The 14386-nt window shown below is 65.1% G+C and carries 13 protein-coding genes and 1 pseudogene; 9 read left to right on the top strand and 5 right to left on the bottom strand.

What is annotated here, in order from left to right; translation table 11 throughout:
- Positions 1 to 62: 62 nt before the first annotated feature.
- Complete coding sequence (locus CCR84_RS04345; protein WP_201210043.1) at positions 63 to 554, top strand: Lrp/AsnC family transcriptional regulator; 492 nt, start codon at positions 63 to 65, stop codon at positions 552 to 554.
- The gene (locus tag CCR84_RS04350) at positions 551 to 1024 is read left to right on the top strand and encodes a hypothetical protein (RefSeq protein ID WP_207186210.1); all 474 of its coding nucleotides are present in this window, start codon (positions 551 to 553) and stop codon (positions 1022 to 1024) included. Before CCR84_RS04345 ends, CCR84_RS04350 begins: the two co-directional genes overlap by 4 nt.
- 120 nt (positions 1025 to 1144) lie before the next feature.
- Here the strand turns inward: CCR84_RS04350 and arfB are convergent, their stop codons facing one another.
- Positions 1145 to 1540, bottom strand: coding sequence for an alternative ribosome rescue aminoacyl-tRNA hydrolase ArfB (gene arfB, locus CCR84_RS04355; protein ID WP_201210006.1), 396 nt, complete (start codon positions 1538 to 1540; stop codon positions 1145 to 1147).
- 69 nt (positions 1541 to 1609) lie between these two features.
- On the opposite strand from arfB, the gene CCR84_RS04360 reads away from it, so the two are divergent.
- Positions 1610 to 2062 (top strand): YaiI/YqxD family protein, encoded by a 453-nt coding sequence (locus CCR84_RS04360; protein WP_201210009.1) that lies wholly within the window; start codon positions 1610 to 1612, stop codon positions 2060 to 2062.
- Positions 2063 to 2560: 498 nt separating this feature from the next.
- On the opposite strand, the gene CCR84_RS04365 is transcribed toward CCR84_RS04360, so the two are convergent.
- The gene (locus CCR84_RS04365) at positions 2561 to 3238 is read right to left on the bottom strand and encodes an acetate uptake transporter (protein WP_338052564.1); all 678 of its coding nucleotides are present in this window, start codon (positions 3236 to 3238) and stop codon (positions 2561 to 2563) included.
- A 235-nt stretch (positions 3239 to 3473) separates the two neighbouring features.
- Here CCR84_RS04365 and CCR84_RS04370 point away from each other — a divergent pair, with 235 nt between their 5' ends.
- From CCR84_RS04370 to CCR84_RS04380, 3 genes and pseudogenes are all read left to right on the top strand, one after another.
- Positions 3474 to 4631, top strand: coding sequence for an iron-containing alcohol dehydrogenase (locus CCR84_RS04370; RefSeq protein WP_201210012.1), 1158 nt, complete (start codon positions 3474 to 3476; stop codon positions 4629 to 4631).
- 29 nt (positions 4632 to 4660) lie between these two features.
- Positions 4661 to 5008: a hypothetical protein gene (locus CCR84_RS04375; protein WP_201210014.1), complete on the top strand. Its 348-nt coding sequence runs from the start codon at positions 4661 to 4663 to the stop codon at positions 5006 to 5008.
- Positions 5009 to 5150: 142 nt separating this feature from the next.
- A pseudogene (locus CCR84_RS04380) lies at positions 5151 to 7274 on the top strand (sensor domain-containing phosphodiesterase); the annotation flags it as partial.
- 78 nt (positions 7275 to 7352) lie between these two features.
- Here CCR84_RS04380 and CCR84_RS16400 read toward each other — a convergent pair.
- Positions 7353 to 9215, bottom strand: a complete 1863-nt coding sequence (locus CCR84_RS16400) for a potassium transporter Kup (protein ID WP_242508534.1) — start codon at positions 9213 to 9215, stop codon at positions 7353 to 7355.
- Positions 9216 to 9819: 604 nt separating this feature from the next.
- On the opposite strand from CCR84_RS16400, the gene CCR84_RS04385 reads away from it, so the two are divergent.
- Entirely contained in the window at positions 9820 to 10857 is a 1038-nt protein-coding gene (locus CCR84_RS04385) for a hypothetical protein (protein ID WP_201210018.1), read from the top strand.
- 16 nt (positions 10858 to 10873) lie between these two features.
- On the opposite strand, the gene CCR84_RS04390 is transcribed toward CCR84_RS04385, so the two are convergent.
- Together CCR84_RS04390 and CCR84_RS04395 are read right to left on the bottom strand one after the other, a co-directional pair.
- Entirely contained in the window at positions 10874 to 11206 is a 333-nt protein-coding gene (locus CCR84_RS04390; RefSeq protein ID WP_201210019.1) for a hypothetical protein, read from the bottom strand.
- A 106-nt stretch (positions 11207 to 11312) separates the two neighbouring features.
- Entirely contained in the window at positions 11313 to 12353 is a 1041-nt protein-coding gene (locus tag CCR84_RS04395) for a M35 family metallo-endopeptidase (protein ID WP_201210020.1), read from the bottom strand.
- Positions 12354 to 12656: 303 nt separating this feature from the next.
- Between CCR84_RS04395 and CCR84_RS04400 the strand changes: the two genes are divergently transcribed.
- A complete protein-coding gene (locus CCR84_RS04400) occupies positions 12657 to 13250 on the top strand; it encodes a macro domain-containing protein (RefSeq protein ID WP_201210024.1) in 594 nt (197 codons plus the stop codon).
- Positions 13251 to 13432: 182 nt separating this feature from the next.
- Positions 13433 to 14212, top strand: a complete 780-nt coding sequence (locus CCR84_RS04405) for a sulfite exporter TauE/SafE family protein (RefSeq protein ID WP_201210026.1) — start codon at positions 13433 to 13435, stop codon at positions 14210 to 14212.
- Positions 14213 to 14386: the final 174 nt, after the last annotated feature.

The following is a 14386-nucleotide window of genomic DNA, read 5'->3' on the forward strand; positions in this document are numbered from 1 at the left end:
ATTGCTATTACTAGATTTTTAATAATACAATCTACCAAAACAGAAAGACCATGGGCAATCCAGTGCAACTCGACCGCTACGACCGGCGGATCCTGCAGCTGCTGCAGGAGGACGGCCGCATCAGCAACCAGGAGCTCGCCGAGCGCATCGGCCTGTCGCCCTCGCCCTGCCTGCGCCGCGTGCGCGCGCTCGAAGATGCGGGGCTCATCACCGCCTACCGCGCGCTGCTCGACGCGCGCAAGCTCGGGCTGACGCTGACCGTTCTCATCCACATCTCGATGGACCAGCACACGCCCGAGCGCTTCGAGGGCTTCGAGACGGCAGTGGCAGCCATCCCCGAGGTGCTCGAATGCCTGCTCATCACCGGCCAGGACGCCGACTACCAGTTGAAGGTCGTCGTCGGCGACATGGACGACTTCCAGGAGCTCCTGCTCAACCGGATCACGCGCATCCCGGGCGTCACCGGGGTGCATTCGAGCTTCGTGCTGCGCCGCGTCGTCGACAAGACCGCGCTGCCGGTGGACGCAGTCGAAACGCCGGGCTGGAGGGAATGATGCTGCGCAAGATCCTGCTGCCGCTGCTCCTGCTGCTGCAACTTCTGGCTGCCGGAGCGTCATTCGCGGCGGCGCCGGTGGACATCGTCAGCGCCGAGTTCGGCGTGTTCACGACCGGCGAGGACGAGGAACGGGTCTTCTCGCCGGGCGAGGTCATCCCACTCGTTCCGGGCCAACGCTACGGCTGGGTGCTCGAAGTACGCAGCCCGCGGCGCAGCGTCTCGGTGCGCGAGGAAGCGCTGCTTGCCGGAGCGCCGGTCAAGGCCGGCGACCACGAGACCATCACCTTCGAGCGCCGTCGCCTGCTCGGCCAGCGCCAGCTCGTCCCCGTCGGCGGACGCATTTTCGGCGAATGGACGGTCGGCCCCGACGACCGACCCGGTCCGCGCCAGCTGCGCGTCACCGTCGAGGAGCAGTCGTCGGTCGAGTTCAGCTACGAGCTGCGCCCGCCCGGCACGCGTGCGCCTTGAGCCGGCGGGTAAGCGCACGCGCACATTCGCGGCTGCCGCCGCTCCCACAGCCGCTGCCGCAAGCGACCGTGGGAGGGCCGTAAGGCCCGAATCGAGGACTTCCCGGCCTGCAGTTTCACCTCACTCCCCTCCGCGCCGCCCTGCCTTCAGCTGCGCGCGGCGCGCCTTGCCGGCGAGGCGGCGCTCGACCGAGGCCCGCGTCGGCTTGGTCGGGCGCCGCGTTTTCGGCGGCGTGGCAACCCTGGCGATCAGTTCTTCGAGCCGCGCGAGCGCTTCGGCGCGGTTCTTTTCCTGGCTGCGGAAGGCCTGCGCCTTGATGACGACGACGCCGTCCTTGCTGATGCGCTGGTCGTCGAGCGCGAGCAGCCGCGCGCGGATCGCCTCGGGCAAGGAGGAGGCGGTGATGTCGAAGCGCAGGTGCACGGCGGAGGACACCTTGTTCACGTTCTGCCCGCCGGCGCCCTGCGCGCGGATCGCGGTGATCTCGACTTCTTCTGGAGGGATGAGGTAGCGCATGGCGGGTTCCGGGCGCAGGGCGTAGTGGTATTGTAGCGCTCCACCTTCAGCGCCTTTCTCCTCTCCGCAATGAACATCTGGGTCGACGCCGACGCCTGTCCAGTCGTCATCAAGGACATCCTCTTCCGTGCCGCCCGGCGCACGCAGGTGCCGCTGATCCTCGTCGCCAACCGCATGCTGCGCGTGCCGCCGTCGCCGTGGATCCGCGCGCTGCAGGTGCCGTCGGGTTTCGACGTTGCCGACCGCCACATCGCCGACCAGGCCGTCGCCGGCGATCTCGTCATCACCGGCGACGTGCCGCTCGCTGCGCAGGCGATCGCCAAGGGCGCGCGCGTCCTCGATCCGCGCGGCGAACTGCTCGATGCGCACAACATCCAGGAACGCTTGACGATGCGCAACTTCATGGATGAGCTGCGCAGCAGCGGCACCGATACCGGCGGCCCGGCGGCCTTCTCCGCTGCCGACGCCCACGCCTTCGCGAGAAAGCTCGACGCCCTGCTTGCCCGCCGCCCGGCAGCGTGAACGCCACGCATTCGGGCCTTACGGCCCTCCCACGATCGACCGGTGCTACACACCCGGGGTCCACACCCGGGGTCAGGTCTAGAATTGTTGCATTCCGCTTCGGGCCTTACGGCCCTCCCACGACAGGCCCGTGCCATGAGGGTTTTTCGCGGCGTCAGCCGCGAAAGAGCGAACTGGATTGCCACGGCGCTACGCGCCTCGCAATGACGGGGTAGCGACGCGTCATCGCGAGCCCGAAGGGCATGGCGATCCAGTGCAAGGGCTGCTGTCGGGTCGCCCGAGTTGGCGAGTCCGCAAAACTGGAAGAACGAACTGGATTGCCACGGCGCTATGCGCCTCGCAATGACGGCAGCGAATGGCTGCGTTCAGTGCTCAGGGGGGCACGACTCGTCATGATCCTTGGCGAAGCGTAAGCCACCACCCTCAAAAACAAAAACCCACCCTCCGGCTGACGCCGGGGGCGGGTTTTTGCTGAAGCGTGTCAGCAGTTGCTGTGGATCAGGCCTTCACGCCGGCGGCAGCGGCGATCTGCTGCGCGGTGCCCTTCTTGATGAAGCCGAACGGCGCGCCGAGCGGCAGGACGACACGACCGAAGAAGCTGTTCAGGAAGATCGCACCGGCGGAGTAGAAGCCGATCAGGCCGATGGCCATCTCGGACCATGCAGCGAGGACGCCGCACAGTTCAGGTGCGATACCGAACGAGGCCAGCGCCAGCGACGGCAGCAGGATGTTGATCAGCACCAGCATCGCCGCGAAGGCCTTGTTCACCTCGAAAGCCGCTACCATCACGAACAGCGAGAAGATGAAGTAGCCGAAACAGGCGACGCCGAACTGCCGCGGGTCGGCCTTGCTCATGTCGATCGCGCCGAACCAGCCGAGCGAGATCGCCCAGTGCAGGGCCACCGCCATCCAGAAGAGGCCGTAAGCGCCGAGGACGACGGCGCCGAAGTAGTTGTTCTTCTTGAAATCGATGGTCGACGCCCAGATCTGGGCGAGCGAGCCGAGGAAGATCGCCCACGGAATCAGGAAGGTAACCCCGTTGGTCCAGTGCAACTTGGCCGTTGCGGCGACGAAGGTGACCATGGCCAGGCCGAAAACGCCGAGGGCGGTCGGATCCGCCATCACGATTTTTGTTTCTACGTGCTGCTGTTGCTGCATTTTTTGAACCCCCCACATCGATGAATGTGTTACGAAACCTGCGCTGACGTCGTCTACGAGTCGGGCGCGATTGTCCTCGTGATGTGGGCACAAAAGAATGACTTAGATCAAGAGAGCTCGTGCAAATACGACAAAGCATGGCAATAAAACATGCCGTCCGCCACGGCTGTCGCCGCGGGCGTCGTTTTCACGATGGACAATGCATTGCACGCCGTGCGGGGCTGCCGCAGCCGACGTGTTCGAGGAGAGTTCCATGCCCCACCTGTTCCAGTTCGCCTACCATAACCCGACGCGAATTCACTTCGGTCCCGACAGTTTCGCCGCGCTCGGTGAACTGATCCCGGGTGACGCCCGGGTCCTGCTGCTCTACGGCAGCGGTTCGATAAAACGAAACGGCATTTACGAGCAGGTGACGCAGGCGCTGTCCGCGCATGCGTGGGTCGAGTTCGGCGGCGTCGAGGCCAATCCGACCCTGGAGACGCTGACGCGGGCGGTCGAGATGGTCCGCGCCGAAGGCGTGGACTTCATCCTCGCCGTCGGTGGCGGCTCGGTCAGTGACGGCGCCAAGTACGTCGCCTGCGCCGCCGGCTACGCGGGGGACGGCTGGGACATCGTCAGCGGCAGGCACGTGCCTCAGCAGGCACTGCCGGTCGGCGTCGTGCTGACGCTGCCGGCGACCGGGTCCGAGTCGAACAGCGCTGCGGTCGTCACCCGCGCCGCCACGCGCGAGAAACGCGTCTTCTACGCCCCGCCGGCGCGCCCGCGCTTCGCCATCCTCGATCCGCAGGTGATGGCCAGCCTGCCCGACCGGCAACTGCAGAACGGCCTCGTGGACGCCTTCGTCCATGTCTGCGAACAATACCTGACCTTTCCCGTCGGCGCGCTGGTGCAGGACGGCTACGCCGAGGCGGTGCTCGGCGCCTTGAAGACCCTGGCCGAAACCTTCGCCGAGCGCCAGGATCCCGTCTGGCGGCAGAACCTGATGTGGGCGGCGAACCAGGCGCTGGGCGGGATCATCGGCGTCGGCGTGCCGCAGGACTGGGCGACGCACCGGATGGCCGTCGAACTCACCGCGCTCTACGGTGTCGACCACGGCCGCACCCTGTCGATCATCCAACCCTGGCTGCTGCGCGAAACCATCGATGCCAAACGCGCCAAGCTGGAGCAGATGGGCAGGAAAGTCTTCGGGCTGGCAGGGGCGAGCGCGGAGGAGACAATTTCTGCAATCGAGAACCTGTACCGTGCCCTGGGCATGCCCGTGCATCTGCGCGACACCGAAGTCGCCGACCCCGAAGCCACGGCCAGGATCATGCAGGCGCTGCGCGACCACGGAAACTCGGCGCTGGGCGGCCATGCCGGCCTCGACGAGGCGAAGACCGCGCGCATCATTGCGGCGGCCTGTGGCCGCTGAGGCGGCAGACAAGGACGGAGGAAAGCGACATGTCCGGATTTGAAAACTACCCGCAGGACACCCGCGAGATCGAACTCGAGATCGAGCGCAAGGGCATCATCCTCGGCATCGACTGGAAGGACGAGGCCCGGGTCCGCGCACTGGCGCGCGAGGCGCTCGACCACCTGCAGGATGACGTGAAGAAGGTCGCCGCCGGGCACGGCGATCCCGAGTTGAGGACCAAGGTCGACCTGTTCGGGCTGGCCGGACTGATGCTGAAGACAATGACGGAGAGCGCCGGCGAGGGGATCGAGAGCCACGGCGGCGACGCCTGGAAAGCCTTCTCGCGCGCGCTCCGTGCCGAAATGGAAGGCGGCGAGTCCCCGCCGCAGTCCTGAGCACTGCGCCGGCGTTTGACCGGCACGCCCGACATCGTTATTTTCCTCTCATCGAACGAATCTTCGCCCGCCCATGAAGCACGAAGCACAACTGATCTCGAACGTCGAGAACATCTCCGAACTGGTCGGGCTGCTGGAGTTGATGAGCGGAACCCTGCGCCGTTTCGCCGACCTGACCTGCGACAGCCTGGACGGCGCCATCGACGCCACCCTCGCTTCGATCGGCAGCTTCGCCGGGGTCGATCGCAGCTACCTGTTCCTCATCCGCCCCTCCGGCCAGTTCCTCGACAATACCCACGAGTGGTGCGCACCCGGCATCACGCGTGAAATCGACAATCTCCAGGGGCTGCCGATCGACAGCATCGCGTTCTGGATGCCGAGTCTGAAAAAGGGCGAGCCCATCTACATCCCCGTGGTCGCGGACCTGCCGCCGGAGCGGGCCGTCGAGCGGGAGATCCTCGGCGCGCAGCACGTCCAGTCGCTGATCGTCGTGCCGCTGCTCGCTGCCGAACGCGTACGCGGCTTCATCGGCTTCGATTCGGTGCGCACGCAGCGCACCTGGTCGCCGGCGGCGATCCAGCTGCTGCGCTCGGTCGCCGACATCATCGTCGGCGCGCAGATAAGGCGCGAGGCAATGCAGGCCCTGTCGCGGAGCGAGGCGCGCTTCCGAACGCTGGTGAGTCACTCCGCCGACGTGGTGATGATCCTGGCAGACGGGGCCACGCTGAGCTACCTGGGTCCGTCGACGCCCTACCTCCTCGGCTGGCAGGAAGACGCCTGGCTCGGCCGCAGCTACCTCGATGCCGTGCACGCCGACGACCGGGAACTGGTCAGCGCGGCGCTGCGCCGGGCCGCGTCGTCACCCGGCGAGGCAATCGCCATCCCCGATCACCGCCTGCAGCATGCGGACGGCCAATGGCACTGGTTTCTGGCGCAGGCGCTCAACCTCAGCGCCGACGCGGCGATCGGCGGCATCGTCATCAATGCCCACGACATCTCGCGGCGCAAGGCCGCTGAAGAAGCGCTGGCGCATCGCGCCCTGCACAACGGACTGACCCACCTGCCGAACCGGGCGTTGTTCATGGACCGGCTCCAGCGTGCGCTGATCCGTGCGCAGCGCAATTCGACGCAGCTCGCGCTCATCTGCATCGACATCGACCATTTCAAGCACATCAACGACTCGCTCGGGCACGGGATCGGCGACAAGCTACTCGTCAGGATATCGCGCCGGCTCTCCGCCGCGGTCAAGAACACCGATACGGTCGCCCATTTCGGCAGCGACGAATTCGTCGTGCTCGTGGACGGGCTGACGGGCGAGGAGCAGGCAATGGCCGTGGCCAGCCGACTGCAGTTCGTCTTCGCGCAGCCGTTCATGATCGGTGGCCGCGCACACGAACTGACGGCAAGCGCCGGGCTGGTGGTCGGCAACGGTCAATCTTCCGCCGACGAACTGCTCCGCGATGCCGGCGCGGCGATGCATCAGGCCAAGGAAAAGGGACGCGCCCGCCTGGAACGCCTGGACACGCCGCTGCGCGCGCGCCTGCTGAAGAAGCTGGCGCTGGCGCGGGACCTGCGCGCGAGCGAGCGACGCGGCGAACTCGAACTGCTCTATCAGCCACTGTTCGCTGCCGACGATCGCCGGATACGCGGGGTGGAAGCGCTGCTGCGCTGGAAGCATCCGGAGTTGGGACAGATTTCCCCGGAGGAATTCATCCCCATCGCCGAGGAAACCGGCCTCATCGTCCCGATCGGCTACTGGGTCCTCGACGAGGCGCTGCGGCAGTTGCGGCATTGGCGCGACAGCCACCCGGAAGCACCGGCCATCCATGTCGCAGTGAATCTCTCGGCGCATCAGCTCGCCGATCCGCGACTGGTCACGACGGTGGCGGCAGCACTCGAACGGCACGCGCTCGCGCCGCATTGCCTGTGCCTCGAACTGACCGAAAGCGTCCTCATGCAGGATACCGACAAGTCGATGGCGATCATGCACGAACTGCGCGCGCTGGGTGTCTCGATCGCCATCGACGACTTCGGCACCGGCTACTCGTCGCTCGCCTATCTGCGCAGCCTGCCGGCCACCTCGATCAAGATCGACCGCAAATTCGTCAATGTCATGCACGAGAGCAAACGTGACGAACGGGTCGTCGCCGTCGTCGTCGAGCTGGCGCACGAACTGGGAATGCGCACGATCGCCGAGGGGATCGAAAACGAGGAGCAGGCACACACTCTGGGCGCGCTCGGTTGCGACCTGCTGCAAGGATTCCACCTGATGCGGCCGCTCGCCGCCAGCGCGGTCGAGTCACTACTCGGGAAGAGCGTCACCTGGCGCTGCGCCGACTCGTGCTCAGATGATCAACTGCGTTCCCAGCTCGACCACCCGGTTGGTCGGAATCTTGAAGAAATCGCTGGCACTGATCGCATTGCGCGACATCAGCGCGAACAGGCGCGCACGGAGCGGCAACATGCCGAGCGCCATCGACGGCAGGATGGTCTCGCGTGACAGGTAGAAAGTCGTCTCCATCAGCTCGAAACGCTCGCCGAACGCTGCGCACAGTGCGAGCGCGCGCGGCACGTCGGGACTTTCCATGAAGCCGTAGCGGACGACGATGCGCATGAAGCCCTTGTCCATGCGCTGCAGGCTGACGCGCTCGGCATCATCGACGTAGGGCGCATCGGTCGTGCGGACGGTCAGCAGGACGACGCGCTCGTGCAGCACCTGGTTGTGCTTCAGGTTATGCAGCAGCGCGTGCGGGACGCCTTCCTGCGAGCTGGTCAGGAAGACCGCAGTGCCGCAGACGCGATGGACGTCGTCGATCGCGTCGATGAAGGCCTGCATCGGGATGCTCTGCTTGGCGATCTCCTCGGCGACGAGACGGCGGCCGCGCCGCCAGGTCGTCAGTGCGGCGAAGCCGGCCACGCCCATCGCCAGCGGGAACCAGCCACCGTCGGGGATCTTGATCGCATTGGCAGCGAAGAAGGCGAGGTCGACCGCCAGCAGCGTTCCGGCAATGGCGAAGCTGAGCAGCCTGTTCCAGCGCCACAGCAGGGCCATCACGAAGGCGATCAGGACGGTGTCGATCATCATCGTGCCGGTGACGGCGATGCCGTAGGCCGCCGCCAGGTTCGACGAACTCTTGAAGCCGAGGACCAGCGCGATCACAGCCAGGAAGAGCATCCAGTTGGCGAAGGGGACGTAGATCTGTCCCTCCTCCTTGCCCGAGGTGTGCACGATCTGCATGCGCGGCAGCAGCCCCATCTGGATGGACTGGCGCGCGACCGAGAAGGCGCCGGAAATGACCGCCTGCGAGGCGATCACGGTAGCCATCGTCGCCAGCATCACCAGCGGGATCATCGCCCAGTCGGGCCCCAGGCGGAAGAAGGGGCTGTCGATCGCCGCCGGCTCGCTGAGCAGGAGCGCGCCCTGCCCGAAGTAGTTGAGCACGAGTGCCGGCAGGACGAAACCGAACCAGGCCAGCCGGATCGGGAAACGGCCGAAGTGTCCCATGTCGGTATACAGCGCCTCGCCGCCGGTGACGGCAAGCACCACCGAGCCGAGCGCGAGGAAGGCGAGACCCGGTTGATTGACGACGAAGTGCACTGCGGCCAGCGGGTCGAGCGCGCGCAGCACGCCGGGGTTGACGAGGATCTCGTGCACGCCGAGCGCGCCGAGGACGCCGAACCAGGCGAGCATGACCGGGCCGAAGAAGAGCCCGACCGCACCGGTTCCGTGCTTCTGGACGAGGAAGAGCCCGGCCAGGACCGCGATCGTGACCGGGATGACGAAAGCGCTTGAGGCCGGCGAGATGATCGCCAACCCCTCGACGGCCGAGAGAACCGAGATCGCCGGCGTGATCATGCTGTCGCCGAAGAAGAGCGAAGCGGCAAAGATGCCGAGCAAAGTGACGGCCCCCGCCAGCCGCGGGCTGGTCGCCTTCTCCGTGAGCAGCGCCAGAAGAGCCAGCGACCCGCCCTCGCCACGGTTGTCGGCACGCATGATCAGTGCGACGTACTTGAACGAGACGAGCAGCATGATCGCCCAGAACACCAGCGACAACATGCCGAGGATGTTGTCTGGGGTCACCGGTAGCGGATGGTGGCCGCTGAAGATCTCCTTCAGCGCGTAGAGCGGACTGGTGCCGATGTCGCCGAAAACCACGCCGATGGCGGCAACGGTGACTGCCGGTAGGGCCTGCCTGGAATGTGCCATCTTTGTCCTCGCTGTCGCGTCAAACGTGGAACCCGTTCGTGAAACGTCACGTGCTCCGGTCTGTCGCAATCCACTCCGAGCGACGTGCAGACGTCACGCGGTCCCTGCCCTGAAACTCGCTCTTTGGCGGCTGCCGCCGCCCCCATGCACAACACTCGCGCGGCTTCGGCATGCCGTGGGAGGGCGGGCAGCCCCGAATCAGCGACAGCCCACGCAGCTCTCTCACGGTAACGATCATGGCGAGTCGTGTCCCCCTGAACATGAAAGATCGCCATTCGAATGCCGTCATTGCGAGGCGCGTAGCGCCGTGGCAATCCAGTTCGTTCTTCCAGTTTCGCGGCCTCCCCAACTGACGAGCTGCTGATCGCGACGACTTCGGCATAGCAGGTCGGCCGATGTTTCACGAAATTGTTCCACGTTTCACGCTAATGATAGTCGGCTCGCGCAGGATTGCGTTCGCCATTTCATCGGCCACCACCACCAGCCATGCTCATGACGTATCATCCAGACTGTCGGCGCGCCGCGATGCTTCCCGTCGAGAGAGCCATGGCGCACAGACCCGGCAAACCCCTTTCCGGTTCCAGAATTTTGAGGAGTTCCGTTCATGTCCGACGATAACACCGCTCCCGCCGACGACAAGCCCCGGGAGGCGCAGCAAGGCGCCGAAGAAAAACCGCGCGAGGACTGGAACAAGTTGCTGAACTCGCAGAACGAAGTGATCAAGTCCGCGTTTTCACTGCTGGCCGCCGAAGCGAGGAAAGGCGAGTTGAGCGTCAGTGACAGCGAGCGTGACAAGTTTCACGTCACTGCGCGGACGGCCGAAGCCTGCACCGCCATCGCCGCCCGGCTCGCCGAACTGACGGAAAACGCGCGGACGAGCGTCGCCGGCGTCAGGAGGCCTCTGGTCGTCCTCGCCGATGCGGACACGGCCGCCGTGCACGCCTTCGTGCGCGAGGACATCCTGCTGGCGGCGCTGGAGTCGAGGGTACGCGCCCTGCTCCCGGAACAGGAGAGCCGGGAAAGGGTGCTGACCCTGGCAACGGGTGTCGCTGCCGCCGGCTCGCTGCTGACGCTGGCCGGGGAAGCCGCCAGGATCTTCCGCAGCGACCGCAACCTGGCCTACACGATTGCGGACTTGTCCGACGACGTGCTGCTCGATCTGGTCGCCGCGCAATGCGCCTCGGACAACCTGCGTTACCCCGCAGGCGAACTGGACCGCCTGCTCGACGCGCACTACGAGTCGGCTTACGCACGCCGGCTTGAAGCACTGCTGCAGCAAAAAACGGAATTGGCCGCGCTGGGCGACAAGGCCAGCACGGTGCTCGACGAGTTTGGCAGCCTCTTGAATCGCCTCGCCGAAGTCCCCGCCGGCAGCAAGACGACCTTGCTGTTCACGCTGCTGCGCGGCGAACTGGTACGCGACGCATTGCAGACCGAGGATGCGATCAGCCTGTCCGTCGGCGTCATCAGCAAGGGCGGCACCTCGATGAAGGTTTCGCACTCGCTCAAGAGCGACACGCTGTTCGCCGCCGGCGGGCTGATCGTCTCCTACCGGATCTGTGCGCAGGGCAAGGACGCGAGGCTTCTCACGGCAGGGATCCTGGTCGAGGAGTCGGGCTTCAAGGAAGTGCCGTTCCGCTAGCGAAGCTGCGGCGTGGCTAGGGCCTCAGTTCGGTGACCGTACGCCTGACCAGGTCGACGGCAAAACGACGTTCTTCCTCGTTCGTCACATACAGGGTCTCGGCGTCGGCGCCCAGCTCGAGCTTCTTGAAGAAGACATCCTGGACATCGCCCTCTTCGTCGTTGTCGTAGCGGACCTCATAGACCTTGAGGACCCACTTGCGCTGGCCCGTCGCGACGTTGAAGGCAGCCAGGTAGCCACTGTTCTGGTCGAGTCCTTCACTCTTTTGGAACTGCGCCTCTTCGTAGCGCGTTCCTTCGTGCACCACGGGTTCGACCACTGGCAAAGGGGCTCTCTTTTCATATTCCATAGGCTTCTCCGCCGTCAACAAGGAACAGTCGGCCCAACTGGCTGCTGCCACGCCGAGCAATGCCGCAGCAAGGACCCACTCACGTCTCATCCGACACGCACGCCATTCATTTGCCCCAGACCTTCAGAACCCTGGTCGGCATCCTGTAGGCACTCACCTCGTTCGCAGGCGGCAAGATGCCACTGACTTCGCAGGCGAAGTAGCCCCAACTGTCGGCATTGTCGAGTCCGGCACCAGCGGGGAACTTGTCGCTGCCGGGCTTCAATCCGTGGAAATCGTAAACGTAATCGTCGGTCTTGATGACCTTGTGCGACAACTCGTGGATGATGGTTTCCACACACAGCCAGCGCTCAGCAACCGTGGGCTTGCCGGCTTCGTCGAGGAAGCCTTTCATCATGTAGAGAACCATCATCGCCTCGGTTGTTTTGATCATCCCGAAGTTTCGCCATTTTCCGGGCTTGGCGCGGTACACCGGCTCGTCGGAAAAAATCAGCTTACCGTTGCCGCACGCCACTGCGATGTCGCGAAAGCCATTGCGGAGCTTGGTGACCGCGGCATCCATGTCATTTGTCGACGGATCGGCATCACCGAAAAACCACTTCCTGACGAGCGCCAAGGTCTTGGCATCGACCTCGCTTGCGCCGGGCTTGATTCCCAGTTCAGCTTGCACCTTCCCACAAGCCCTCGCCGCATGCTGCACGGCCTCGGCCATGACCTTGCGCTGGTCCGCGGTATAGAGTTCATCTTCATCACCGAGTTTGGCCTGCATAGCCGTTTCCGACAGGCCTTCGATCTCATCGTAGACCCACTTCGTGTAGACCTTCGGCGGTGAGTACACCCACAAGGTCTGCTCACCGGTCTTGCCAGCGAGATACAGATGCTTGAGCATCTTCAGCGTGGCGGCGCGCTTGGGGTTTATGACCGCTGATTCCCTGGAGGCAGCGACAATCAGTTCGCTCGCGTTCTTGCCCTCATTCACGAGTTTGCTGCGCAACTCGGAGACTGCCATTTCCTTGGCCGGATCCGGGCCATCGGCGCCGGCCAGCAACGCCTTGGCCTTCATGATCACGTCGCCCCAGTCGGGCGGATACTTCTCGTCCTTGACTACCTTTTGGGCCGCCTCATAGGCGTCGGTAAAACGGTCCATGGTCATATCAAGCATTTTTCGAAAGCTTGTAGTGTCAAAGCGACCGAGGGCTGTCCTTCGAGTTGATCGAGGGCGATCACGGTCTTCCGGGCAATACGGGCCAGAGCTGGGAACGGTCCGCTTGGGGCAATGATGGCGAACGTATGGGCAGTTCATACACCACCCCAAAACTCGATTGTCATAATATCCGCAATCAGCTTGCACGGCAAGGCAGTGGATGATGGCGGAGGGGTGTGCAGAACAGGCTCGGCAGGCGGCGGCCATGCAAGCAAGGAGCGGAGGCCATGGATCATAGCTATCATCGTGGGTGCCGCCAGCCCGAGGAGAAACGCCATGAAACAGAAGCAGCTGCTGATCACCGTCGTCCTTGGAGACATCGTCAGGCAGCCGGACTGCGACGCTATCGTCAACTCGGCGAATTCTGGCCTGCGCGCGGGCTCCGGCGTGTGCGGCGCGATCTATCGTGCCGCAGGCCCGGAACTCGAGCCCTGCAGCGTCAAACTGGCGCCACTCGGTCTCGGCGCGGCAGTGGCGACGGCGGCCTTCGCGCTGCCGAACCGGCTCATCATCCACACGCGCGGACCGATGTATCTTTTCGATCCAGACCCGCCGGCGAACCTCGCCGCTGCGCTCTGGAACAGCCTGCGACTCGCCGACGAACACGCAGTCGGACGCATCGCCGTGCCCGCGATCTCGATGGGCATCTTCGCCTATCCGCCCGCCGAGGCAGTGCCGATCCTGGTGCGGACCGCCAGAAAGTTGGCCGGACAGCTTGAACACCTGCGCGAAGTACGATTCGTCGTGCAGGAGGAGGCACTGCTGCAGCGCTTTGCCGAGGAAATACGGTCCACGGCCGCGCCATCCGCGGGAGTGCCGGACCAGCCGGCGGCGTTCTGAAGGTTATCTTGCCGCTGCCTTGGGCGGCGCAGTGAGCGGAGCGGCGTCAGACTCCGCACTGGAGAAGCCAGCCTCCGCGTGGGCGCTTAAGAACTTCAGCGTATTAAGTAATGGAAAAACGTTCTGAGAAGGGCTAAGCGCCTGGTTTACGATGCGCGTCTTCTTTCGCCAGAGTCAGTTCCATGGATTTCGCCTATACCGTTGCCGGATTTGCCGTCGGCGCCATCGTCGGTCTGACCGGCGTCGGTGGCGGCTCGCTGATGACGCCGCTGCTGGTGCTGCTGTTCGGTATCCACCCAGCGGTGGCGGTCGGCACCGACCTGCTCTACGCGGCGATCACCAAGGGCGCCGGCACGCTGGCGCACGGCCTCAAGGGCTCGGTGGACTGGAAGATCACGCGCCAGCTCGCCAGCGGCAGCATCCCGGCGGCGATCATCACCCTGCTCACGGTCAACCAGTTCTTCCCCGGCGGCATCGGAGGTGCGGTCGGCCTGATCAAGGTCGCGCTCGGCATCGCGCTGCTGCTCACCGCGCTGGCGATCGTCTTCCGCAAGCAGATCCAGGATTACGCCCGGCGCCGCTTCGGCGACACGCCGAACCCGCAGCGCACGGCGCGGCTCACCGTGCTCACCGGCGCCGTGCTCGGCGTGCTGGTGTCGATCTCGTCGGTCGGCGCCGGCGCGCTCGGCGTCACCGCCCTCTTCTTCCTCTACCCGACCATTCCGACGCTGCGCATCGTCGGCTCGGACATCGCGCACGCGGTGCCGCTGACCGCGGTTGCCGGCATCGGCCACTGGATGCTCGGCAGCGTGGACTGGGCGCTGCTCGGCAGCCTGCTGGTCGGCTCGCTGCCCGGCATCTGGCTCGGCAGCCACGTTTCAAGCAAGATCCCCGACCGCGTGCTGCGCCCGATCCTGGCGACGATGCTGGTGCTGGTCGGCGGAAAGCTGATCGGGTACTGACGCAAGCTGCCGCAAGGCAGCGAAGGGCGCATCGAGTAGGGGACGGAGTTACCCCCGTCGCCCTCTCACACCACCGGACGTGCGGTTCCGCATCCGGCGGTTCATTGAATACACTGGAGTCGTCGCATCGTATCGAGCAGCGACACCAGCCCTAAGCGATCAAAGAAGGACTTC

It is taken from the genome of Rhodocyclus purpureus (genome assembly GCF_016653115.1).
Taxonomy (GTDB): Bacteria; Pseudomonadota; Gammaproteobacteria; order Burkholderiales; family Rhodocyclaceae; genus Rhodocyclus; species Rhodocyclus purpureus.